This is a genomic window from Chryseobacterium sp. WG14 (assembly GCF_024586945.1).
Classification (GTDB): Bacteria; Bacteroidota; Bacteroidia; order Flavobacteriales; family Weeksellaceae; genus Chryseobacterium.
The window spans coordinates 63,170-87,849 of record NZ_JALCZD010000007.1; the positions used below are offsets into that span (position 1 = coordinate 63,170).

The 24,680-nt window shown below is 36.6% G+C and carries 14 protein-coding genes and 1 riboswitch; of the genes, 12 read left to right on the plus strand and 2 right to left on the minus strand.

Going from position 1 to position 24,680, the window contains the following annotated elements:
- Window positions 1-77: 77 nt before the first annotated feature.
- From MP478_RS13150 to pckA, 8 genes are all read left to right on the plus strand, one after another.
- Window positions 78-2,873 carry a SusC/RagA family TonB-linked outer membrane protein gene (locus MP478_RS13150; protein WP_257200707.1) on the plus strand — a complete coding sequence of 932 codons (2,796 nt, stop codon included), beginning with the start codon at window positions 78-80 and terminating at the stop codon, window positions 2,871-2,873.
- Window positions 2,874-2,887: 14 nt separating this feature from the next.
- The gene (locus MP478_RS13155) at window positions 2,888-4,351 is read left to right on the plus strand and encodes a RagB/SusD family nutrient uptake outer membrane protein (protein WP_257200708.1); all 1,464 of its coding nucleotides are present in this window, start codon (window positions 2,888-2,890) and stop codon (window positions 4,349-4,351) included.
- Between the two features lie 94 nt (window positions 4,352-4,445).
- Window positions 4,446-6,386, plus strand: coding sequence for a putative porin (locus MP478_RS13160; protein ID WP_257200709.1), 1,941 nt, complete (start codon window positions 4,446-4,448; stop codon window positions 6,384-6,386).
- 12 nt (window positions 6,387-6,398) lie between these two features.
- The gene (gene bshC, locus MP478_RS13165; protein ID WP_257200710.1) at window positions 6,399-7,985 is read left to right on the plus strand and encodes a bacillithiol biosynthesis cysteine-adding enzyme BshC; all 1,587 of its coding nucleotides are present in this window, start codon (window positions 6,399-6,401) and stop codon (window positions 7,983-7,985) included.
- Window positions 7,986-8,023: 38 nt separating this feature from the next.
- Window positions 8,024-9,967, plus strand: a complete 1,944-nt coding sequence (locus tag MP478_RS13170; RefSeq protein WP_257200711.1) for a LysM peptidoglycan-binding domain-containing protein — start codon at window positions 8,024-8,026, stop codon at window positions 9,965-9,967.
- Between the two features lie 70 nt (window positions 9,968-10,037).
- Window positions 10,038-10,913, plus strand: a complete 876-nt coding sequence (fabD, locus tag MP478_RS13175; RefSeq protein WP_047484973.1) for an ACP S-malonyltransferase — start codon at window positions 10,038-10,040, stop codon at window positions 10,911-10,913.
- Between the two features lie 11 nt (window positions 10,914-10,924).
- On the plus strand, window positions 10,925-11,830 hold the full coding sequence (locus MP478_RS13180; protein ID WP_257200712.1) for a GYDIA family GHMP kinase: 906 nt from the start codon (window positions 10,925-10,927) through the stop codon (window positions 11,828-11,830).
- 127 nt (window positions 11,831-11,957) lie between these two features.
- On the plus strand, window positions 11,958-13,574 hold the full coding sequence (pckA, locus tag MP478_RS13185; protein WP_230033956.1) for a phosphoenolpyruvate carboxykinase (ATP): 1,617 nt from the start codon (window positions 11,958-11,960) through the stop codon (window positions 13,572-13,574).
- A 133-nt stretch (window positions 13,575-13,707) separates the two neighbouring features.
- Here the strand turns inward: pckA and MP478_RS13190 are convergent, their stop codons facing one another.
- Window positions 13,708-14,115, minus strand: a complete 408-nt coding sequence (locus tag MP478_RS13190; protein ID WP_230033958.1) for a type II 3-dehydroquinate dehydratase — start codon at window positions 14,113-14,115, stop codon at window positions 13,708-13,710.
- 239 nt (window positions 14,116-14,354) lie between these two features.
- A riboswitch (SAM riboswitch) is annotated at window positions 14,355-14,452 on the plus strand.
- Window positions 14,453-14,535: 83 nt separating this feature from the next.
- Between MP478_RS13190 and MP478_RS13195 the strand changes: the two genes are divergently transcribed.
- The gene (locus MP478_RS13195) at window positions 14,536-17,469 is read left to right on the plus strand and encodes a TonB-dependent receptor (protein WP_257200713.1); all 2,934 of its coding nucleotides are present in this window, start codon (window positions 14,536-14,538) and stop codon (window positions 17,467-17,469) included.
- 17 nt (window positions 17,470-17,486) lie between these two features.
- The gene (locus MP478_RS13200; RefSeq protein WP_257200714.1) at window positions 17,487-18,980 is read left to right on the plus strand and encodes a RagB/SusD family nutrient uptake outer membrane protein; all 1,494 of its coding nucleotides are present in this window, start codon (window positions 17,487-17,489) and stop codon (window positions 18,978-18,980) included.
- A gap of 113 nt (window positions 18,981-19,093) precedes the next feature.
- On the opposite strand, the gene MP478_RS13205 is transcribed toward MP478_RS13200, so the two are convergent.
- Entirely contained in the window at window positions 19,094-19,561 is a 468-nt protein-coding gene (locus tag MP478_RS13205) for a hypothetical protein (RefSeq protein WP_257200715.1), read from the minus strand.
- 203 nt (window positions 19,562-19,764) lie between these two features.
- Between MP478_RS13205 and MP478_RS13210 the strand changes: the two genes are divergently transcribed.
- Entirely contained in the window at window positions 19,765-20,088 is a 324-nt protein-coding gene (locus MP478_RS13210; RefSeq protein ID WP_257191175.1) for a DUF6660 family protein, read from the plus strand.
- A gap of 139 nt (window positions 20,089-20,227) precedes the next feature.
- Window positions 20,228-24,592, plus strand: a complete 4,365-nt coding sequence (locus MP478_RS13215) for a CusA/CzcA family heavy metal efflux RND transporter (protein ID WP_257200716.1) — start codon at window positions 20,228-20,230, stop codon at window positions 24,590-24,592.
- Window positions 24,593-24,680 lie beyond the last annotated feature (88 nt).

Consider the following 24,680-nt stretch of genomic DNA (forward strand, 5'->3'; position numbering starts at 1 on the left):
AGAGGGCAAAAGCTTGTGGATGTTAATATTTATTAACATATTTGTCGCCTTAAAATTTATTAATAAAATTTGTTAATATGAATGTGAAACTAAGAGTATTAAGTGTTGGGGCTTTATTTTTTTTAGGGCAAACAGCTTTTGCGCAAAAGACAACAAAAGACTCTGCTTCGAATGAAACGAAAATTGAAGAAGTAATCGTTACAGGGTATCAGAAAAAGAAAGCGGATGAAATTACTCAGGCTCAGGCTGTAGTAGGTGGTGATGAGATCAGGAGAAACAGTCCTACTACCTCTATCGGTAACTCGTTACAGGGTAGAGCTTCAGGGGTATTTGTACAAAGTACTACAGGACAGCCAGGTGCTGCTGCTACCATTCAGGTAAGAGGTATTGGTGGTGTTGGTGGTTCTTCAGAGCCTACTTATGTGGTGAACGGAATGTACATGACTGCAAGACAGTTTAGTGCGATCAACCCTGCAGACGTAGAATCTATTTCGATTCTTAAAGATGCTGCTGCTACTGCCCAGTATGGCGCAAGAGGTGCTAATGGGGTAGTTGTAGTAACTACTAAATCCGGAAAGTCTGGAAAAACTCATTATTCATTTGAAACTAAATTTGGTTTCGCTGAAAGATTAAAGGACAATAACTATACCATGATGAACTCACGGGAGTTAATGGGTTTCCAAAATCAATTGGGATATCTAGGGTTTAAGCCAAGATCTCAGCAAGAGATGGATAGACTTGCTGCATATGATCACAATTGGCAAAAAGATCTGTTAAAGCCTTCTGCAATTCAGTCTTATTTGTTCAGTGCACAAGGGGGATCTAAAGAAAGTACTTTTTATTATTCATTAGGATATGATTCTGACAATGGAATTATCAGAGATATTGACGGGCTTAAGAGATATACAGGTAACTTCGGTTTTACAAATAGACTGAGTGAAAAACTGAACGTAGGAATCAACCTTGGAGTTCAGTATCAGGTTACACAGAACTTCAGAGATAGAAATAATACGCAGAACCCATTCGGAGCAATGTACAAATATGCTCCATATGAGCCAATTTATAACCAGGATGGAAGTTATAATCAAACCATGAGAGCCGGGTCAAATGTTGTTGAACAGATCCGTAATTATAGATTAGATGATCAGAGACTGAGAATTCCGGTAACTTTATTTGCTGAGTATAAAATCATCGATGGTCTGAAATTTAAAACTAATTTCAACGGACTTTTTGACTGGTTTATGGGAACTCAGTGGTTGAAAAAAGGATCAAACCTGGATTTAACGACAAACAAAGTTCCTACAGGGGCATTGAATAAAAATACATTCTATGGATTTAACTATACTTGGAATAACTCAATCAACTACAAAAAATCATACGGAAGCCACAACTTTGATTTCTTAGGATTTATCGAATATAATGATAATTTCAACGAAACAACCAATGGAGGTGCTTATGGATTGAAGTCTCCTGTGCTAAACGTTCCTTCTATTACTACACCTTCAGAAAGAAATACATTTACCGGAATTAAGACGAGAAATACCCTTTTCAGTTTAGCGGGAATGTTGAATTATGATTATGAAGGTAGATATTTAGTAACAGGATCATTGAGAAGAGATGCTTCTTCAAGATTTGGTGTAAATAATCAAAGTGGTATCTTCTGGTCAGCAAGTGCTGCATGGAATATTGCGAAAGAAGAATTTATGAAGGGTGGCTTTATTAATGATTTAAAACTTAGAGGATCATACGGTACAACAGGTAATGATGGAACATTGCCGGATTATTATAATGTAACAAATGTCAGCTACGGATTATATGGTTCTAATGCCACTTTGTATCCTGGAACAAGCTCACAAGGAAGCTTTATCATCGGTAATGAGAATCTTAAATGGGAATCTAATGCGATTACCAACTTAGGAGTTGATTTCACTATGATGAATAGAAGAATCCGTGGATCAGTTGAAGTGTATCAAAATAAAAGAAAAGATTTTGTACAGCTTGTACCATTGGATAAACTGGAAGGAGGATATTACCAGTACATCAATGCAGGAGATATGTCTCAGAAAGGTCTTGAAGTTGAGCTGAGCGTAGATGTACTTAAAAAGAAAGATTTTCAGTGGAATTTACATGCTAATATTTCTTTTCAGAAATCAACTCTTGATAAGCTAGCAGACGGTCAGACTGAAAGAAACTTAGGAGATACTTATCTTAAAGTAGGTGAAAGCCCATATGTATTCTATAATGTAAGGTTTGCAGGAGTAGACCCTAATAACGGAGATGCATTATATTACGATAAAGCAGGAAATGTAACTAACGAATACAGTGCCTCAAATGCTGTTCCTCTTACGGATAAATCTCCTTTCCCAAAAAGTTTTGGTGGATTCGGAACTACACTTCAGTACAAAGGGCTTGATTTCAGTGCAGATTTTGCATTTAAACTGGGAGGATATACTTATAACAATATGTATGCAGCTGCTGTTGATCCTACTCTTGCTGTTGCAGGGAGAAATATGGCGCAATCTGCTGCTAATATTTGGCAAAAACCAGGGGATACGAATGTATTTCAGAAGGTGGATTCAAACGGTATGCGTGATTCAGACCAATGGATTGAAAAATCAGATTACTTGAGACTAAGATCCCTTACATTAGGATATACATTTGATAAAGAATTCCTTGGAGAAGGATCACCTATCAATAAACTTAGAGCATATGTACAGGGACAGAACTTATTTACTGTAACTAAGTTCCACGGAGAGCCTGAGGTTTCTGTAGGTTCTGGTGAGTCTACCGCATTATTTGTTCCTGGATCATACAACCTTTATACTTATCCTGCTGTAAGAACAATCCTGGTAGGATTGCAATTAGAATTTTAATATTGAATAGCTTTATGAAAAAGAATATAATAAAAATAAGTTTAGCTGCGTTAACTGCCTTTGTTACGTTGACGTCTTGTGATAGAAATTTAGACCAGGTTTCATCTATTAATGAAACTGTAGACCAGGCGATGTTAAGACCTGAATCGTTCAGGCAGGCTATGGACGGTGCCTATACGGCACTAAAAGGAGCGGGGTATTATAATGGAGATACGGGTAGTCAGCTTATTATGGGAGACCTTACTACGGATAATTTAATTCGTACAGCTTCAGGAAGAAATTCAAATTTTGCAGCATCAAACTTTGAGTTTTCTTCAGATAATTCACAGACAACAGGATTGTATAGTGCGGCTTATCTTGCCATCAGCAGAGCAAATTTTGTTTTGTCACATATCAATAACGGGGTATTATCAGGTGCGCAAAAAACAAATGTAGAAGCAGAAGCGAGAGCATTGAGAGCAATCGTTCATTTTGATATCGTAAGAGCATATTCTCAAATTCCAACACAGTCTGCAGGAGCTAAAAATTCTATTGGAATTTATTATTCAGAAAAATATTCTCCATTAAGTAATACTGCCTCCAGAAACCTAACGGTTGAACAGGTGTATGATAAAATCATTGCAGATTTATTATTTGCTGCTGATAATATTACACAGAATGATGCTGATAAAGGAAGAATGAGCAAGGCTGCTATTTATGGATTATTATCAAGGGTAAACCTTTATAAAGGAGATTATGCTAATACAATCAAATATGGAGAACTAGCTTTAGGGCTTTCACCAAGTATTACCACAATCGATAACTTTACCAGAATTTGGAAAGAAAATGAAGGGCTATCCAGAATCACTGATGGTGTTCTATTCCAGGTATCTAATGCACCGGCAGAATCTAATACTGTAGGATCAGCATACAACCAGGCAGTCCCTAACCTTAGATCAGAATTTGTGGTAGATTATGATTTGTATACGGCATATACAGCTAATGATGTTAGAAAATCTGCTTACTTTACAACGAGTATATACAGTGGTGAAAAATATAACCACGTTACAAAATATGCTGGTAACGGCGGTCCTGCTAACATAGTACCTATTAAATATTTAAGATCTGCGGAAGTATTGTTAAATGTTGCAGAAGCTCATTACAGAACAGGAAACCCCTCTCAGGCCCTTACTTTATTGAATAAATTAAGACAAGAGAGATATTCTTCATTTACTCCGGGAACAGAAGCCGGACAGGCTCTTTTAGATGCTATCCTGAAAGAAAGAAGATTAGAACTTGCCTTTGAAAATGACAGATGGTATACCCTGAAAAGATTAGGTCTTTCTGTTCAGAGATCAGGTAAAGGAGATATTTTTGATGGTACAGGAGCACCGGCTGTTAAGCAGACTCTTGCTGCCGGAAGTACAAAATGGCAATGGCCGATCCCTATTACAGCGATCCAGGCTAATCCTAATATTAAGCAAAACGACGGTTATTAATTATCGTACAATTCTATAGCAGAGGCTATCTCATTTTTGAGATAGCCTCTTTTATTTCTTATTATTTCTTATTTTTGCTGTACAATAATGAATAATGAAGTACATCCTTTTCATACTCATCTTCTTTGGTTTTGTGAGCAAAGCGCAGGTTGTGGATAAAACAGATCCTAACAAATCAACTCAAAAAGAAGAAGATACCCTGGTCATAGACTCCGGGAAAAAAGACTCCTTAAAAATTTTTAAACCTACCATCAACGATTATCAGTATCAAACCCAGTTTTCAGAAAAAAAAGTTTTTGATACGGTAATGACTTTTGATAAGACCCATATTTTTTCACAGTATAACAACCGTGATAATTTTGGAAGAGCTCAGCCGGCTAACATAGGAGCAGGTTTTAATCCGCTTGTATTTGAAGTAAATCCCGAGCAGAATTTATCTTTACTACCTTCCAATAAATCTTATATGATTCTGGGAGCTGATGATGTGAAATATTATGATGTAAAAACGCCTACCGCCTCATTCATCTACCATACGGCAATGAAAAACGGTGCCGCATTAAATTCAACTTATACCCAGAATATAGGGAAAAGATTCAATTTTGCTATTGAATATATGGGACTGCGCTCTCAGGGGTTTTACAGGAATTCCTTAGCGGCAAATAACAATACTATATTTTCAGGACACTATACCTCAAAAAGTGGAAACTATGAGCTATTTGCCCATTACCTTCATCAGAATGTAAATAATCAGGAAAGTGGAGGGCTTGTGGAAGATAATCTGTTTCAAAATGGAGACAGTAATTCTAACAACAGGCAAAATATGCAGGTTAATCTGGCTTCCAGCAGCTCACAATTTGCTTATAGAAGGTACTATCTGAGCCATCAGTTCACTCCATTCAATGCAGAAAAATTTCCTTTCAGCATAAGACATACCATTTCCCACCAGGGAAACAAATATTATTATAACCAAGGTGCTCTGGAGCAGTATTGGTATGCTGAACCAACAGATTTAGTTAATGGATTTCCTTTGGCAACCAAAAAATATTCGGAGAATTTCAGCAATACGGTAAGTCTGGTTTTCAATAATGAAAAATTTAAACTGGATGCCGGAGTTCGTTATCAGGTTCTGAAGTTTGGAATTAATGACGCTGTTATTGCCAATGGGGTACCTTTCCCAAATGAGCTTAAAGAAAACAGGATTGGAGCTGTCGGCAATTTACAGGTAAAACTGTTGGATAAAATACAGCTGAATTCATTTTTAGAATTTTCAAACGGAAGCCAGTTTAAAAGCTATCTTAAAACGACAAATAATCTAAAATTTGAACCTATAAAAGATTATTTTGTCAATGCAAAAGTAAACTTCCAAAGCGCTTATCCTTCATTTAATTATTTATTAAATACTTCTGTTTACGGCAAGTATAATTATTACCTTGAGAATGCCAAGAATCAGTCGGTAACGGAAATTGGAGGAAGCATCAATCTGAAGTGGTTCAAGACAGAAATTTTCGCTAACTATTTCAGAATTGATAACTATACTTATTTTGACAGCAACGCTAATCCGAAACAGAGTGAAAGCTCATTGAACATTTCTCAGATCGGAGGAGATGCAACCTTCAGCTACGGTAAATTTCATCTAAATACAAGACTGCATTTTCAAAATGCATTAACGAATAAAGAATTGCTTCCTATGCCGGGTTTTATCGGAAGAGCTAATTTCTTCTTTCAGACACAGGCATTTAAAAAAGCTGCAGAAATTCAGGCAGGAGTTAAAGTGTATTACTTCTCTAAATTTGCATCCAGAGAGTATTTTCCAATCCTTAATGAATATATTCTGCCCAATGCAAATTCATTTTCCATTGGTGGGCAGCCTATTGCAGACCTTTATGTGAATATGAAAGTTAAAAAAATGTTCTTCTTTATTGAAGGACAGCAGATAGGAACTGTTATTTCCAGTAACAAAGCATATGCATTTCCACATTACCCTGTATATGACTTCAGGTTAAATATCGGAATTGTGTGGTATTTGTTCAACTAAAAACAAAACAAGTTGAAAACAATTAATAAAATATCATTTAACGATATAGAAAGCATTCCCCAATTGGTAAAAGATTTTTTGAATCAGAAAATTGAGGGTTTTGAAAATAATACATTTTCTTTAGATCATTTCAGAAATCAGATTGAACTGAAGAAAGAATCATTCTTATCCGGACAGAGAGAAATACTATATGACGTATTTGAAAAACAGCTTTCAGATCTCGATCTTTCTTTGAAGCAAAAAGAAAATCTTGAAAATCTGAAACTCCCCAATACCTTTACCATTACAACCGGTCATCAGCTGAACCTATTTTCGGGACCTGTTTTCTTTGTCTATAAAATTCTACAGACCATTAAAACCTGTACTTATCTGAAAGAAAATTTTCCTGATTTTAACTTTGTACCGGTATATTGGATGGCTTCGGAAGACCATGATTTTGCTGAGATCAATCACTTTAAAACTGAAAACAACTACTATGAAACCCATGAGAAATCAGGTGGGCCTGTAGGAAGAATACAGATCACGGATACCTTTTTTATCTCGGAATTTGAAAAAGAATTTAAAGATTCTGTTTTCGGTACCGAGCTGATCTTAATGCTAAAAGAATCCTATAAGCAAGGAAATACCCTGACACAAGCTATTAAAACATTAGTTAATCGTCTTTTTTCAGAGTGGGGTCTTATGATTTTGGATGGAGATTCTAAAGAGTTAAAGAATCAGATCAAAGATGTTTTTAAAGATGAGCTTCTCCACTGTAGTTTACAAAAAGCTTCAAAAAATAAAGTAGATCTCCTCACGGAAAAATATGGAAAAGTACAGGTGAATCCTAGAGATATCAATCTTTTCTATCTTACTGAAACAAGGGATAGAATTGAATATAACGGGCAAAAATATACTATTGTAGATACAGATATTCAGTTTACACAGGAAGAAATATTAGCTGAACTTGAAAATAATCCTGACAGATTCAGTCCGAATGCTTTGATGCGTCCTGTATACCAGGAAAAAGTATTGCCAAACCTTGCCTATATTGGAGGAAATGCTGAAATCATGTATTGGCTGGAACTTAAAGACTATTTTTCTGCAATTAATATTCCTTTTCCTATTTTGATTCCAAGAAATTCAATGCTTTTTCTGAAAGAAAAAACACTGGGGAAAATTGAAAAATTGGATCTTAGCATAGAAGACTTTTTTCAGAATTTTACCATCATTACCAACCGTAAAATTTTAAATGATAATACCATTTTAAAATTACTGGAAGAAAAGGAAGAGCTTTTAATTCGTAGTTTTTCGGAGCTGAAAGCAACAGCATCTACCACGGAAAAATCTTTTGGTAACCTTGTGAATGCTGAAGAAGTAAGACAATTGAAATCATTTAAAAGAATGAAAAAACGTTTGCTTCATGCCGAGAAAATAAAACAGGGCGAATTGCTGGAAAGACTTGAAAATCTGTTCCTCAGTGTACATCCTTCCAAAACCTGGCAGGAACGGGTATATAACTTTAGTACATTCTTTTCAGATGAAGGATATTCATGGCTTGAAAATTGTTTGGAAGAAATGGTGGTTCAAGAATCCAAATTAATAATTGTTGCCATTTAATTTTAAAGGAGTATTTTTGTAAATTATAATTATCGAATATGATAAAGAGGTTTTTTATTCTATCTAGTTTATGTATGGTTTTGGGCGTTTCAGCTCAAAAATCTCATACGGTTGTACAAGGTGATAACCCTTACAACATCGCAAAAAAGTATGGAATAACTGTAGATGAATTGCTGAAGCTAAACCCAAAGTTTAAAGACGGCAAATTGGCTATTGGAGATATTTTAACAATAAAATCAGATAAAGTAGCAGCTCCTGTTGTTACCAAAACTGCCGTAGCTGAAAAAGTAAAAACCAATACGGATGCTTCGCTTGGAAAAATTGTTTTACAGCCAAAGCAAACGATCTATGGAATTACCAAACAATACAGAATCTCGGAAACTGATTTAAGAAAACTGAATCCTGAATTGGATTCTCATATGAAAATCGGAGATGAGATCACATTGCCTCTTACAAGCATAAAAAAATATGGAGATAGCCAGCAGGTTATTGCTACTGAAAAACCGGTAGAAACTCCAGTAGAAAAAGAAGGTACTGCAACTCCTCCAGCTGTAGCTGTAGAAGGAGAGACCTATGTAATTCAAGCTAAGGATAATTACTACAGAATAACGAAACAGTTTGGAATCACGCAGCAGGACCTTTTTGCTTTAAATCCCGGATTGGAAGAAAAGGGACTAAAGCCCGGAGACTCCATCAAAATAAAAAGATCAAATACATCAGATACCGTTGCTGAACCTGTCAATCCAAAGACAAAAATAGATTCAGGAAACGAAAAATCTTCATCATCCAATGTGGTTGTAGGAGATGACTATGTAACCTATACTGTTCAGCAGGGAGATACTGTATTCTCTATTGTTAACAGATTTGGAGTGAGTATTGATGATTTGATCGCTCTGAACCCGGATCTTTCACATGGACTGAAATCAGGAATGGTTTTAAAGATCAAAAAGCAGGATCCTGCTTATGTGAAGAAAAACGGAGATGCTTTGAGCGTAGTGTTGATGCTTCCGTTTGGTTACAGCACGAACGAAACTCAATACCGGGGAATGGCATTAGACTTTTTAACCGGAGCTAAACTTGCTATTGAAAGAAACGCAAGAGGAGGTCAGAAACTGGATATAAAAATAGTGGACTCCGGAAACGAGGCTTCATTTAAAAATTCTCTGACACAGATTAACCCGGACAATACCGATTTGATTATCGGCCCATTCTTTAAGTCTAATGTAATTGACGTTTTGGATTTCACCAGAAATCAAAAAATTCCAATTGTAGCACCATTCGCTAATTCTCCGGAATTATACAATTACAGCAACCTGATTATTGTTGAAACAAACAATCAGACGTATGCCGATAAAATTGTTGAAGAAGTAAAAGCAGTATATTCAGATCAGAAAATATATGTGGTTGCAGATCCTAAGAAAGAAAATGCAAACTATATTAAAGCAGGTCTTGAAAAATCTGTTAAAAATCCAAATATTGTTATCGTTAATTCTCCGGCAGAAATTCAGCTGGATCAGAATATGATGACAGGGCAATCTGCCCCGGTTATTGCTGTTTTAGCTAATGATAATGATAGTATGGGTGAGGCTTTTGCCAACAGAATGATTGCTCTTTCTAAAGAAGCACAGGGAGTGAAAGCTTTCAGCTTATTCTATTCTCCGGTTTTTGAAAAGAAAGTAGATGAACTGAGCCAGGCAAACCTTGTATACCTGATGGATAGAAAGATCAATACTGACGGAGGATTTGAAAAAGAAATTCTGGCAGCCTATAAAACAAAATACTGTAAAACACCTCCAAAATATGCAATTGTAGGTTTTGATGTGGTGAATGATATGCTGACAAGAGAGAATAAAAAGGGAGAAATCTTTAAGCAGATGAATAAAGTTCAGACTCAGCTTGCAACAAAATTTGAGTTTGTAAAATCTAAAGCTAATGGAGCTTACGTAAACACCGGATACAGAGTAATCAGGCTGGTTCCCTAAATGATTTATATCTCTTTAACAGTATATTGTTAACAATATAGTTATATTTGCATAATATTTAATTCAGTACATGAAAGCACTTGTATTTCCTGGGCAGGGTTCTCAGTTCGTAGGAATGGGAAAAGAATTGTATGATTCTAGAAAAGATATCAAAGATCTGATGGAATCTGCCAATGAAATTTTAGGTTTCGATATTCTTTCCATTATGTTTAACGGAGCAGATGAGGATCTTAAGAAAACAGAGGTTACCCAGCCTTCAATTTTTATACATTCAGTAGCAGCATTAAAAGCAGTAAACGGTCTTGGAGCTGAAATGGTAGCAGGACACTCGTTAGGAGAGTTCTCTGCATTGGTAGCTAACGGAGTTTTATCTTTTGATGATGGTTTGAAATTAGTATCCGAAAGAGCTAAAGCTATGCAGGAGGCTTGTGATGCAAATCCAAGTTCAATGGCAGCTATTCTAGGACTGGAAGATGCCAAAGTAGAAGAAATCTGTGCTCAGATCAATGGAATTGTAGTTCCTGCCAATTATAACTGTCCGGGGCAGCTTGTAATTTCGGGAGAAACACCTGCAGTAGAAGAAGCTTGTGCTAAATTGAAAGAAGCAGGAGCAAAAAGAGCATTACTACTGGCTGTAAACGGAGCTTTCCATTCGCCATTAATGCAGCCTGCACAAGAAAGGCTAGCTGCAGCCATTGAGAAAACAAAATTCAGAAAAGCTACTATTCCGGTATATCAGAATATCACTACTACAGCGGTAACAAATCCTGATGAGATTAAACAAAACCTTATTGATCAACTTACCGGTCCTGTAAAATGGACACAGTCTGTTCAGAATATGATCAAAGATGGAGCTTCTAATTTTGTAGAAGTTGGACCTGGAAAAACCCTTCAGGGGCTGATCAAAAAAATTGACGGATCTGTAGACGCTGTTTCTGCAATCTAAAATAAAAAAATATGAACGCGATATTTTCACCGGGCAAGCTTATGCTTACTTCAGAATATTTCGCGATAGACGGAGCTCTTGTCCTGGCGGTACCTACCAAGCTTGGACAAGAGTTTTTTTTTGAAGAAAGAAATGACAACAAATCCCTGATTCTTTGGGAAGCATTTCATCAGAACAAATTATGGCTAAAGGCTGCTATAGATTATAAGAATTGGCAGATTCTTGAAGCTAATATTCCTGCAAGTGCTGAATTTATTCTAAAAACATTAAAGAATGTACAGCAGCTTTCCGACATAAAATTCAAAAACGATTGTACTTACCATTTAAAAACAAATCTTCAGTTTCCTGCGGATTTTGGACTTGGAAGCAGTTCTACCTTAATGAATAATCTGGCAGAATGGGCCAGAATTGATCCTTTTTATTTGAACTCCATCAGTTTGGGAGGAAGTGGATATGATGTTGCAGTCGCAAAAGAAAAATCTGCTGTTCTTTTTCAAAGTAAACCGGAAATCAAATATGAGAAGGTAACTTTCAGTCCTCCTTTTAAAAATGAATTGATTTTTATTCACCTGAATCAAAAACAAGATAGTAGGGAAGGAATCATTTTTTACAAGTCAAAAAAGAAATCTCCGGAATTGGTTGATGAATTTTCAGATATCACAAAGAAAATTTTGTTATGCAGTGAATTGCAAAATTTTTCTGAGCTAATGGCGGTTCATGAGCAAAAAATTTCCAATTTTCTTGAAATTCCTACAGTTAAAGAGAGATTATTCTCAGACTGCCCTTGTTTTGTCAAAAGTTTGGGGGCATGGGGTGGAGATTTCGTGATGAGTGCTAAATTTGGGAGCTATAAAGACTATTTTTGGGAGAAGGGTTTTACTAGTGTTTTTGAATGGCAAGATATAATTAATTTATAATCAATAATTTACAAGCCCCTTTTTTTATTTGCGATTCTGACTTATATCAGTATATTTAAACCACCTTTAACAAATAATTAATATTATTTTTGTTGAACTCAATAAAGAAATAGAAAATATAAGTAAAATGAAAAACACTAAAATCATCCAGGATTTAGAGAAATTAGGGATTAAAGGAAACTATGAAGTAGTATATAATCCTTCTTATGAAGAATTATATCAGGCTGAAGTTTCTCCTGAAAATCAAGGATTTGAGAAAGCTGAGCTTACAGAATCTGGCGCGGTATCGGTAAAAACAGGAATTTTCACAGGTCGTTCACCTAAAGACAGATATATTGTTCAGGATGATGTTACAAGAGATACAATTTTCTGGGATGGTAAAGTAAACTTACCTACCACTTCGGAAATTTTCGGGTCTTGTAAAGAACTAGTGATGGATCAGCTGGCAGAAGCAAAAAAAATCTATGTTGTAGACGCTTTCTGCGGGACAAATGCTGATACAAGACTTAAAGTAAGATTTATTGTTGAAGTGGCATGGCAGGCACATTTCGTGACCAATATGTTCATTCGCCCTTCTCATTTTGAGCTTGAAAACTTCGGAGAGCCTGATTTTACTGTAATCAATGGTTCTAAAACTACGAATCCAAATTGGGAAGCTCAGGGATTAAACTCTGAAAACTTCATCATGTTCAACCTTACTGAAAAACTACAGATCATTGGTGGTACTTGGTACGGAGGTGAGATGAAGAAAGGAATGTTTGCAATGATGAACTATTACCTACCATTAAAAGGTATGGCTTCAATGCACTGTTCTGCAAATGTAGGAGAAGAAGGTGATGTTGCTTTATTCTTTGGTCTTTCAGGAACTGGTAAAACTACTTTATCAGCAGATCCGAAAAGATACCTGATCGGTGACGATGAGCACGGATGGGACAATAACGGAGTATTCAACTATGAAGGGGGATGCTACGCTAAGGTTATCGATTTATCAAAAGAAAAAGAACCGGATATCTTCAGAGCGATCAAGAGAGATGCACTTCTTGAAAACGTTGTTGTGAACAATGGAGTGGCAGATTATACAGACGGATCAATCACTGAAAACACAAGAGTTTCTTATCCAATCTATCATATCAACAAAATTGTATTGCCATCTAAGGCAGGGCATGCTAAAAAGATTGTTTATCTTTCAGCAGATGCATTCGGAGTACTTCCTCCGGTTTCTATCCTGAATGAAGATCAGGCTCAGTACCATTTCCTTTGCGGTTATACTTCAAAACTTGCCGGAACAGAAAGAGGAATTACAGAACCTCAGCCATCTTTCTCACCTGCATTTGGTGAAGCATTCCTTACATTACACCCTACAATGTACTCTAAAACATTGATCGGTAAAATGAAAGAGCACGGTGCTAAAGCTTATTTAGTAAATACAGGTTGGAACGGTACTGGAAAAAGAATTTCTTTAAAAGATACAAGAGCAATCATTGATGCTATTATTGACGGTTCTATTGATAACGCTCCTAAAACTCAGGTTCCCATCATGAATCTTGAAATTCCTACCGAACTTCCAAATGTTTCTGCAGGTATTCTGGATCCTAGAGATACTTACGGTAATGTTTCCGAGTGGGAAGAAAAAGCAAAAGACCTTGCTTCAAGATATATTAAAAACTTTGAACAGTACTGTGATACTGAAGCCGGTAAAAAACTAATTGCTTCAGGACCTCAATTACAGGGACAGACTATCTAATAAGATTGCTTACAACATACACAAAAGCCTCATCACTGATGAGGCTTTTCTATTTTCAAATAGATGAATTGCTTATTTTTTCTACAACGCAATCATTTGCAGAATTTGCTAAACCTGAGGAGAAACTGAGAAATTATTTTAATCCCAGTAATGCTAATCTGTATCCCTCCATTCCGAAGCCAGACAAAACAGCATCGGTATTGGCGGCAGTCACAGACTTTTGCCGGAATTCCTCTCTTTTATAAATGTTGCTGATGTGAACTTCCACTTTAGGTTTCTGAATATTTTTTAAACAATCTGCTATGGCATAAGAGTAGTGTGTGAAAGCACCTGGATTGATGACAACAGCATCAAAATCATCTTCCTGAAGCCTGTTGATAAGCTCTCCTTCAATATTGGATTGATAATATTTTAATTCATAAGAATGAAACTCGGATTTTAAATTTTCCAAATAAGTTTCCATGGATATTGTTCCATAGATTTCCGGTTCTCTGGTGCCTAAAAGATTGAGATTAGGCCCGTTTATAATTAAAACTTTCATCTTATAAAAATAAAACTTTTTCCTTTAAAGAGTAGAATTTTATTTTTTTTCATTTTTCTCCTTTGCATTATCTATAATGATATTTGTCATGTTTGTTAAAGTGCCAATTTTTATAAGTCCTTATTTTACCGGCTTTTTAATAAAATATTAAGTTAATTTTTGAAAAATTATCATGAAAAATTATAAGTCTACTTGTTTTGTAGACTAAATATTTCTAGATTTGCAGTCATATTTCGATCGGCTTATAAAGAAAGATGGAGGGAACTGACCCAATGAAATCTTAACAACCTGCTCTTGTGCAAGGTGTTACATTCAGCCTTTAAAGGAAAAATAAGCATTAGGTTTATCGTATTTATCGATGCCCTTTGCTGTATTATCTGCAAAGGGCAAAATTTTAATATATGATAAACAAAATTGATTATGATTAATAAAAATTTGATTAGCTCAAAAATTTGGATTCCCCCTGTAGCGGTATTCTTTTTAGGAATTGGAAGCATACACGGGCAGGATACCAAATCTAAAAAAGATACACTCAATGAGAAGGAACTTGATGAAGTGGTGGTGGTAGCTTACGGAAAGGCTAAAAGAACCAGCTATACCGGTTCTGTGGCAACTATTTCCAGTGATAAGATTAACAACAGACCTGTTACCAATATTACCAAAGCATTGGAAGGACAGGTGGCGGGAGTACAAACAACAAGTTCTTCCGGACAGCCGGGATCTACAGCTACAATCAGGATCAGGGGAATTGGCTCTATCAGTGCATCCAGCGATCCTTTATATGTGGTAGACGGTATTCCTTTTGACGGAAATCTGAACTCTATAAGCCCTAATGATATAGAATCAATCAGTGTGCTGAAAGATGCTACGGCAAGTGCTCTTTATGGATCAAGAGGGGCGAATGGGATTATTATTATTACGACCAAGTCCGGTAAAAAAGGAGAAGCCAGAATCAACTTTAATATAAGCCAGGGTTTTTCCAGCAGAGCGGTAAAAGACTACGAACAGGTAAGTACAGATCAGTATTTCCAGCTGTATTGGGAAGCATTGAGAAACGGATACAGATCCAGTCAGGTCAATGGGCAGCAGGCAGCCCAGATGGCTACCAATAATCTTATCTCTGAACTGGGTATTAATCCTTATGGTGCTAATTATTCAAAACCTGTAGGTACAGACGGGAAATTGTTACCCGGAGCAACACCATTATGGAATGATGACTGGAGAGATGTTTTACAGAGAGTGGCTTCCAGGAATCAGGTAGATCTGGATATCAGTGGAGGAAGTGAAAAAAGCAATTACTTTTTCTCATTGGGATATCTTGATGATAAAGGGATTGCCATTGAATCCGGATTTAAAAAATACAGCACAAGGTTAAAACTCAACTCTGAAGTTAAGAAATGGCTGAATGTAGGGGTGAATTTAAGTTATACCAACAGTATTCAGCAGGCTCCTACGTCTTCAGATTCCAATACAAGCAATGTTATCCAGGCAGCAAGATCTGTTCCTTCGTTTTATCCTTATTATGAGAGAAACCCTGATGGATCATATATATTGGATGGGGCAGGAAACAGAATTTACGATTTTGGAAAATACAGACCTACCAATGCTCTTCAGAATCAAAATTTAGCGGCAACTTTACCTTTAGATAAAAATGAAAATAAAGAAGATAACTTCTCCGGAAAAGGTTTTATGGACTTCACATTCTTACCGGAGTTGAAGTTCAGAACAAGTTTTTCCGTAGATTTAGTCAATTATAATGGACATTATTATTCAAACCCACTTATTGGGCAGGGTAGTGAGATTGGAGGATCGGTCACAAAGTCAAACAGCAGAACTTTATCTTATACCACGAGTAATATTCTGACGTTTGATAAAAAATTCGGAAAGCATCATTTTAATGTGTTAGCAGGTCAGGAATTTTATAAATATGATTACCAGACAATCTCCGGTACCCGAAGTCAGTTTTCACTTCCATACTATTATGAGCCGGATGCTGCAGCCTTGTTGGGGAGTTTCAGTGGAAACAGTGATAAGGTCAGCCTGCTAAGTTATCTTGGAAAAGTGGAATATGATTTTAACAATACCTATTTCCTGTCAGCTTCAGGAAGGGCAGACGGTTCTTCAAGATTCTTTGAGGATAACCGTTGGGGGAAATTCTGGTCTTTAGGAGGTTCATGGAAGATTTCTAACGAGGAATTTATCAAAAATCTGAATTTCTTTAATCAGCTGACACTTCGTGCAAGTTATGGAGGGCAGGGGAATGATAAATTATTACAGCCTAATAAACTACCTCTTTATTACGCTTACCAGGAGCTTTATAAATTTTATAACAACCTTGGTGAGCCTGGTGCCGTACTTGAAAAAGCGAGAACCAACGGCTTAAAGTGGGAGACGAATCTTAATCTGAACGTAGGATTAGAGTTTGCGGTTCTTAATAACAGAGTAAAAGGAAATATCGAATATTTTGAGCGAAAAAGCCAGGATCTTCTATTTAATATGCCAGTAGCTCCGTCTTTAGGGATTAATGATTTCCCGGCCAATATCGGAACTATAAAAAATACAGGTTTTGAATTCTCCCTTTTTACGACGCCAATCAAGACAGATAATTTCCAATGGAATTTAGACCTTAACCTGAGTACACTGAATAATAAGATTACGAAATTACCTAAAGGTTCTATCCTTACCGGAACGAAGCTGTTACAGGTAGGAGGTTCTGTATATGATTTCTATATTCCGGAATGGGCAGGGGTAGATGCAAGTAACGGAAGACCGTTATGGAAAACCATTGGTACAGATGCTAATGGAAACACAGTGGAAGGGACTACTTCTGAATATGCAAAAGCAACAAGAACATTGCAGGGATCTGCATTGCCAAAAGTAACCGGAGGGCTTAGTACAAGTATTACCTATAAGAATTTCGACTTCTCAGGGTTGCTGACTTTCAAAATCGGAGGTAAAATTCTTGATACCGATTATACCTCAATTATGCATAACGGAAGCGCCGGAGGTCGTGCGTGGAGTGTAGAAATGTTAAACAGATGGACGCCTGAAAATCCTAATACGGATGTACCTGCATTGAGTACAATTACCAATAACTGGACGTCCAATTCTTCAAGATTCTTATATTCCGGAACGTATGCAAGACTTAAAAATGTAAGTCTGGGATATACTCTTCCTTCAGATTATTTTGAAAAACTTGGACTTAAAAAGTTCAGAATCTATGTTCAGGCAGAAAATCTTCTGACCTTCTATAAGCATAAAGGAATGGATCCTGAGCAGGCATTGGACGGTACTACTTATTACAGGTATCCTGCCATGAGAACAATTACTTTTGGACTTCAGGCAACTCTTTAACTTTTAAAATTGAAACAATGAAAAAATTAAAATATTTATCTTTTGCCTTACTTACAGCATGGTCATTGACCAGCTGTGAAAGTGACCTGGCAACAGCTCCTACCGATCAGGCTAATGATGTGGAAGTTTTTAAAACTGCTGAAAGTGCAGAAACAGTAATCAACGGAACCTGGGCCAGATTCAATGATGACGGAACTACTTATGCCAATATCGGGTATTCAACTGTTTTAAGAGCAAGTGATGCTATGGGAAGTGATGTTGCTGTACTGACTAATAAATATGGTTTTTCTTCTACCTATACATTTACAGAAATGGTCAATAATACAGCAAGCCGTCCATTATTTATCTGGTCGATGCTCTATTCTGCCATTAATAATATGAATAATGTGATTGCAAGGATTGACGGAACAGAAGGAAGTCAGGAAAAAAAGAATCAGGTGAAGGGCCAGGCAAAGGCTTTACGGGCTTTCTGTTATCTGAATCTTGCCAGTTTTTATCAGTTCAGTTACCTGAAAGATAAGACAGCATTAACAGCTCCGATCTATACGGAACCTTCAACGATAACTACTGTAGGGAAGAAAAGAGCAAGCCTGGAAGAGATCTATGCTTTAGTGAAAAATGATCTTACAGATGCTGATGATTTATTGAAAGATTATACGAGAAACAATAAAGATAAGATCAATCGTTCTGTAGTAAACGGGATCTTGGCAAGAACTTATCTGAATACAGGAGAATGGAGTAAAGCTGCAGCTGCAGCAAAAGTTGCAAGAGAAGGGTATCCTTTGATGGCTCCGGAGAAATATAAGGATGGTTTCAACGATATCAATAATGCTGAATGGATTTGGGGACACGGACAAACCCAGGAGCAGTCGGGGGCGAGTTATGCATTCCATTACCTGGATGTATCTTCTTCCGGAAGTTATTATTACAGTTTTATGGCTGATCCTTATTTTAAAGACCTCTTTGATGCTAATGATATCAGATATCAGCTTTTCTCATGGGATGGCCTTAAAGGGAGAGAAGGGTTGCTGAGGTATGCTAAGTTTAAATTTAAATCAGGGCTTATTGCTGATATCGTCTATATGAGAGCTGCTGAGATGTACCTGATTGAAGCGGAAGCAGAAGCAAGAAACGGAAATGTATCCCAGGCAGTCACTATTTTAAATCAACTAAAATCTGCAAGAAATGCTAATGTTTACAGTGGTTCTTTAGCTCAGAATAATGTGGTAAAGGAAATTTTAATTGAAAGAAGAAAAGAATTATTTGGAGAAGGTTTTTCTCTTTCAGATATCATCAGAACACAGGGGACAGTAGTAAGGAAACGTTTCGTAGATGCCAATGGAGAACCTGTTAAAGTTCAGGTTACCACACCGAACGGAACGGTAAAAACGGTTGATGGAAGAGGTCATACTAATTTTGCATTCCCTGATCAAACAGGATTTGTTCCGAATAGCAGGTATTACTTATTCAGCATTCCACAGAAGGAATCTGAAAACAACCCGAATTTATAGTTTATAACCCAATAATTAGATTTGATTTTTTTAAGCCACTGCACTTGCGGTGGTTTTTTTATTTTGATAAATGATTTGGTTGATAAATTTATAAATTATCTATGGTTAACAAATTATTTCCCCCTGGATCTATAATATACTAAAGAATCAAAAGTGTGCATAAAATTTTTAAAACTTTTAGTTTTTACAGTATCTATACTCTCTTTTTCGTTAAGAAAATGGCGAAAGTTTATTGATAAGGACCTTTTATTTGTTTTAATTATAATTGTATCATCAAGTTCAATAGAATTTGCTCTTTCTCCTATCTTTGTATTGTTATTAATAAGATAGATTTTATTCTTATCAAAACTTTTTCTTAAAAAAGTCCAATCCTTATCTGTTAGTTTAAACCTAAGCGTGTCAGAGGTATCAGGCTCGATCATAAGATTTGTTGTGTAAATATCAGTTCCATTAACAGTCGAAAGATTTCTGTTTTGGTTTAAGATCTTAATGTCCTCGTTTAATATCTCTTTTTTTTCACAAGAAAATAGGATTGAACAAGTCAATGATATAATTAAAGGTGTAGCAAAAAAAGGTTTCATTCTAATATAATTTTATTACTTGATTAGAGGGGTTTTTTAGAATATTTAAGTTATAATAATTGTCAGGATTTAAAATGTATTCAATGTAGTGATTGTTTTTTTATTTCATTATCAAACTTAGAATAATCAGAAACATTTCTGTATTGCATATTAAATATCCAAGGAGATGATCCATTTTAGAAAAAAGCTTTACCTTTGTAACAATGAATCTATTAAGATGGATACTGGCAATTTATTTCATGGCGTTATCATTAATGCCATGTGAAGATGTGTCCGCATCATTTGATTCAGGAGAAAAGAAAATATCATTAAGTATCCATGGAACTCATTCTACAGAGAAAGGAGATATCTGCTCGCCACTCTGTGCATGCAGCTGTTGCCAGATTGCAGTTTCCACATTTAAGATGGATCCTTTATTAGATATTCCTGAGCAGATTCCTGCTTATTTTTCAAAGAAAATTCTGTTTCAGAAGAATGACTTTGCTTACCAGGTATACGATCCTATCTGGCAGCCTCCCAAAATTTAATTTTTATTGATCTTTAGAAAGTGATGCTTTCTAAACATTACCTGAAACTTTGCAATACCGTTGCAGAGGTTTTCATGATATTTTTGCTGCAGCTTATAAGCTGCAGGCATTTGTTTTTCAATAAAAATTCAATAAAATCGTGTTAGATAAAATCATAAAATTCAGTATTAAAAATAAGGTTGTGATTGGTATTATGACCTTGCTGCTGATCATCTGGGGAACCTGGAGTGCCACCAGATTGCCGATAGATGCTGTACCGGATATTACCAATAATCAGGTGCAGATTATTACAGCCTGCCCTACATTGGCAGGTCAGGAAGTGGAGCAGCTGGTAACCTTTCCTATAGAGCAGAGTATTGCCAATGTTCCGGATATTCAGGAAACGAGGAGTATTTCAAGATTTGGCCTTTCTGTGATTACCGTCGTTTTCAAAGAAGATGTCGATATTTACTTTGCAAGACAGCTTATTAGTGAACAATTAAAAAATGCCGTAGAAGAAATCCCTAAAGGAATAGGAACTCCTGAGCTGGCTCCGGTAAGTACGGGGCTAGGAGAAGTATATCAGTATATTCTCCATCCTAAAAAAGGAAGTGAGAAGAAATACAATGCTAAAGACCTTAGAACGATGCAGGACTGGATTGTCCGCAGGCAGCTCAACGGAACTCCGGGAGTGGCGGAAATCAACAGTTTTGGAGGAGAACTGAAACAGTATGAAGTTGCTATTGACCCTAACCGTCTTAAAGCAATGGGAACCAGCATTACTGAAATATTTACAGCTTTAGAAAAAAACAACCAAAATACAGGAGGAGCTTATATCGATAAAAAGCCTAATGCTTATTTTATCCGTGGGATTGGTCTTGTTACTTCTCTTGAAGATATAAAAAATATAGCCGTTAAAAACGAAACCGGCAGTGTGCCTATTTTTATCAAAGATGTGGCAGATGTTCGTTTAGGAAGTGCTGTGCGTTACGGAGCTTTGACCTATAATGGGAAAGTAGATGCTGTTGGAGGGGTGGTTATGATGTTAAAAGGTGCCAACAGTAATGAAGTGGTGGAAAATATTAAGTCGAAAATTCCTGTTATTCAAAAATCACTCCCGGATGATGTTGTCATAGAACCTTTTCTGGATAGAACAGATTTGGTAGATAGGGCAATAGGCACGGTTGAGAAAAACCTTATTGAAGGGGCTTTAATCGTTATTTTCGTGCTGGTGGTTTTTTTAGGAAATCTTAGAGCAGGGCTTATTGTGGCTTCAGCAATTCCTCTTTCATTGTTGTTTGCGTTAGGAATGATGAACGTCTTTGGCGTAAGTGCTAATCTGATGAGCCTTGGAGCCATTGATTTCGGGTTAATTGTGGATGGCGCTGTAATTATTGTGGAAGCTACCCTGCATCTTCTTCATCATAAAAAGTTTAATGGAAGTCTTACCCAGGCTCAGATGGATCAGGAAGTAGGAACTGCTGCCTCTAAAATGATGAATAGTGCGATATTTGGACAGATTATTATCCTTATCGTTTATGTTCCTATCCTTACATTAGCAGGGGTAGAAGGGAAAATGTTTACGCCAATGGCTAAAACAGTTGGCTTTGCCATTATTGGAGCGACTATTTTATCCGTTACTTATATTCCAATGATGAGTGCCTTATTTCTGTCTAAAAAAATCTCTCATAAAGAAACTATTTCAGATAAGATGATGAACCGTCTGCAAAGGATCTATGAACCCTTACTGAAGAAAGCTATTAAAGTAAAATATGCCGTGGTTTCAGCTACAATACTTGTTTTTGTATTGGCTGCTTTCATCTTTAAAAATATGGGTGGAGAGTTTATCCCGCAGCTACAGGAAGGTGATTTTGCATTCCACTGTATACTGCCGCAGGGAAGTTCATTAAGCCAGAGTATAGAGACGTCTATGCAGGCTTCCAGGATCATTAAGCAATTTGATGAGGTAAAAATGGTCGTTGGAAAAACCGGTTCAGCTGAGGTTCCTACAGACCCGATGCCTCCTGAGGCCACGGATATGATTATTGTATTGAAACCACAGAGCGAGTGGAAAACCAAAAAATCATATGATGAACTGGCAGATGAGATCAGTGAGAAACTGGAAACGATCCCGGGGGTCTTTTTTGAAAAAAATCAGCCTATCCAGATGCGTTTCAATGAATTAATGACAGGGATAAGACAGGATGTTGCCGTGAAAATATTTGGTGAAAACCTTGATTCATTAGCAGTATATGCAGATAAAGTGGGAAAAGTAATTCAAACGGTTGACGGGGCTACAGCTCCTCAAATCGAAAGGGTAAGCGGTCTCCCACAAATTAATGTACAATATGACAGAACAAGGATAGCGAATTACGGATTAAATATTGAAGATGTTAACAATGCCGTAAGTACAGCCTTTGCTGGGAAAGCTGCAGGACAGGTTTTTGAAAATGAAAGACGTTTTGACCTGGTAGTAAGGCTTGACAGTCTTCACAGAACAGATATTACAGATGTTAATAATTTAATGATTACCTCAAGTACAGGAATTCAGATCCCATTATCGCAGGTTGCAGATATAAGCTACAAACTGGGCCCTGCACAGATTAGTCGTGAACAGGGAAAACGTAGAATTGTGATAGGCTTCAATGTAAAAGGACGTGATGTAGAAAGTGTCGTGAAAGATATTCAGGCAAACCTGGATAAAAAAATAAAGCTTCCATCCGGATATTACTTTACTTATGGCGGACAGTTTGAAAATCTTCAGGAAGCGAGCAAACGTCTTACGATTGCTGTTCCGGTGTCGTTATTTCTTATTTTCATGCTATTGTATTTTACATTCCGCTCATTCAAACAGGCTGCTTTAATTTTTACCGCAATTCCTATGAGTGCCATTGGGGGAGTATTTGCTCTTCTTTTAAGAGATATGCCTTTCAGTATCAGCGCAGGAATCGGGTTTATTGCTTTATTTGGAGTGGCTGTACTTAATGGGATTGTTTTGATAGGAACTTTTAACCAACTTGAAAAAGAAGGGCAAACCGATATTCTGAAAAGAGTATTTGAAGGAACAAAAACCAGGTTAAGACCGGTTTTGATGACGGCTACAGTAGCTTCATTAGGATTTTTACCCATGGCTATTTCCACCGGAGCAGGAGCGGAAGTTCAGAAGCCCTTGGCAACTGTGGTAATCGGTGGTTTGGTAACGGCAACCTTCCTTACTTTATTTGTCCTTCCTATGTTGTATATTATTTTTAATACTCAATTTTTCAAGCGAAAAAATAATAAAGCAGGAACATTTACCATCATTGTTCTCATAGGGTTTATGATGCTGGGACAGACATTTAAAGCACAAACCAGACCTATCTCTGTAGACCAGGCAATAGAAATGGCAGTGGATAATAATTTAACTTTAAAATCAAAAGATTTAAGTATAAGGTCGGCAGAGGCATTAAGGCCTACGGCTAAAGAACTTCCCAAGCTAAGTGTTGAGGCCCAGCTTGGCCAGTACAACAGCCCGAAATTTGACCAGTCTTTTGCCATTTCACAAAGTATTCCTTTCCCAACACTCTTTAAAGCAAAAAAGGAATTGATCAGCGAGAATATCAGGAGTAAGCAAATTGACAGAGAAATTACAGCCAACGAGCTGATAAGACAGGTTCGAACCTATTATTATCAGATTGAATATTTTCAGTACAATAAAGCACAGCTTACCAATCTTAGCACTGTCTATGATGACTTTATAAGAATTGCCACCGTGAGATTTAAAGCCGGCGATATTAAAAAGATTGAAATTAATACGGCCGAAACCCAAAAAGGAGAAATTAACCTGTTGCTTAAACAAAATGAAGTATATTTAAATAATGCGTATAAAAGTTTAAGAACACTTCTAAATACATCAGATAATATTGAAGTACCGTTTACAAAAGACTATGAACCTCTAAGAGCGGAAAATGTGCTGGATAGTGCTGCGGTAGCTAATAATCCGTCAGTAAGAGCTTTTTACCAGGAAATGGAAATGGCAGAGAAAAATAAAAAAGTTGAAAAATCTTTGGGCTTGCCGGATTTTAGCTTAGGATATACAAACCAGTCGCTAATAGGTCTTCATACGATCAATGGGCAGGAAAATTTTTATGGATCTGGCAAGCGTTTCCAGTCTGCAACAGTAGGTGTGGCAATTCCTTTAACATTTGGAGCTACAAAAGCCAGAATTCAGGCTCTGGAATATGATAAGCAGGTCGCAGAAACCAATGCTAAAATGCAGCAGAAACAACTTTCTGCACAGTTGGAAAATGCTTTCAGCCAATATCAGCAGGATATTCAGCAATATGACTATTATGTAAGCCAGGCACTGCCGAATGCGGAGAAAATTGTAAAGGCAGCTCAATTAGGATATAAAACGGGAGAAATCTCCTATGTGGAATATCTTTTTGCGCTGCAGACAGCAACGAATATTCAGTTAAAATACCTGGAATCTATCCAACAGGTTAATCAATCTGTAGTGACCATTAATTCAATCATTAATAAATAATATGAAATCGCTAGTAAAAAAAAATTCCGGAAAACAAGCCTTAATAAAGGAGGCGATTGCATCTGATCTTAGACCAAGTAAACATTTT

Excerpts from the sequence above, each read along its gene's own strand:
- MP478_RS13205 (WP_257200715.1), bottom strand. The coding sequence starts at position 19,561 with ATGAAACCTTTTTTTGCTACACCTTTAATTATATCATTGACTTGTTCA.
- MP478_RS13180 (WP_257200712.1), top strand. The coding sequence starts at position 10,925 with ATGAACGCGATATTTTCACCGGGCAAGCTTATGCTTACTTCAGAATAT.
- pckA (WP_230033956.1), top strand. The coding sequence starts at position 11,958 with ATGAAAAACACTAAAATCATCCAGGATTTAGAGAAATTAGGGATTAAA.
- MP478_RS13190 (WP_230033958.1), bottom strand. The coding sequence starts at position 14,115 with ATGAAAGTTTTAATTATAAACGGGCCTAATCTCAATCTTTTAGGCACC.
- MP478_RS13200 (WP_257200714.1), top strand. The coding sequence starts at position 17,487 with ATGAAAAAATTAAAATATTTATCTTTTGCCTTACTTACAGCATGGTCA.
- fabD (WP_047484973.1), top strand. The coding sequence starts at position 10,038 with ATGAAAGCACTTGTATTTCCTGGGCAGGGTTCTCAGTTCGTAGGAATG.
- MP478_RS13150 (WP_257200707.1), top strand. The coding sequence starts at position 78 with ATGAATGTGAAACTAAGAGTATTAAGTGTTGGGGCTTTATTTTTTTTA.
- MP478_RS13210 (WP_257191175.1), top strand. The coding sequence starts at position 19,765 with ATGAATCTATTAAGATGGATACTGGCAATTTATTTCATGGCGTTATCA.
- MP478_RS13155 (WP_257200708.1), top strand. The coding sequence starts at position 2,888 with ATGAAAAAGAATATAATAAAAATAAGTTTAGCTGCGTTAACTGCCTTT.
- MP478_RS13195 (WP_257200713.1), top strand. The coding sequence starts at position 14,536 with ATGATTAATAAAAATTTGATTAGCTCAAAAATTTGGATTCCCCCTGTA.
- MP478_RS13160 (WP_257200709.1), top strand. The coding sequence starts at position 4,446 with ATGAAGTACATCCTTTTCATACTCATCTTCTTTGGTTTTGTGAGCAAA.
- MP478_RS13170 (WP_257200711.1), top strand. The coding sequence starts at position 8,024 with ATGATAAAGAGGTTTTTTATTCTATCTAGTTTATGTATGGTTTTGGGC.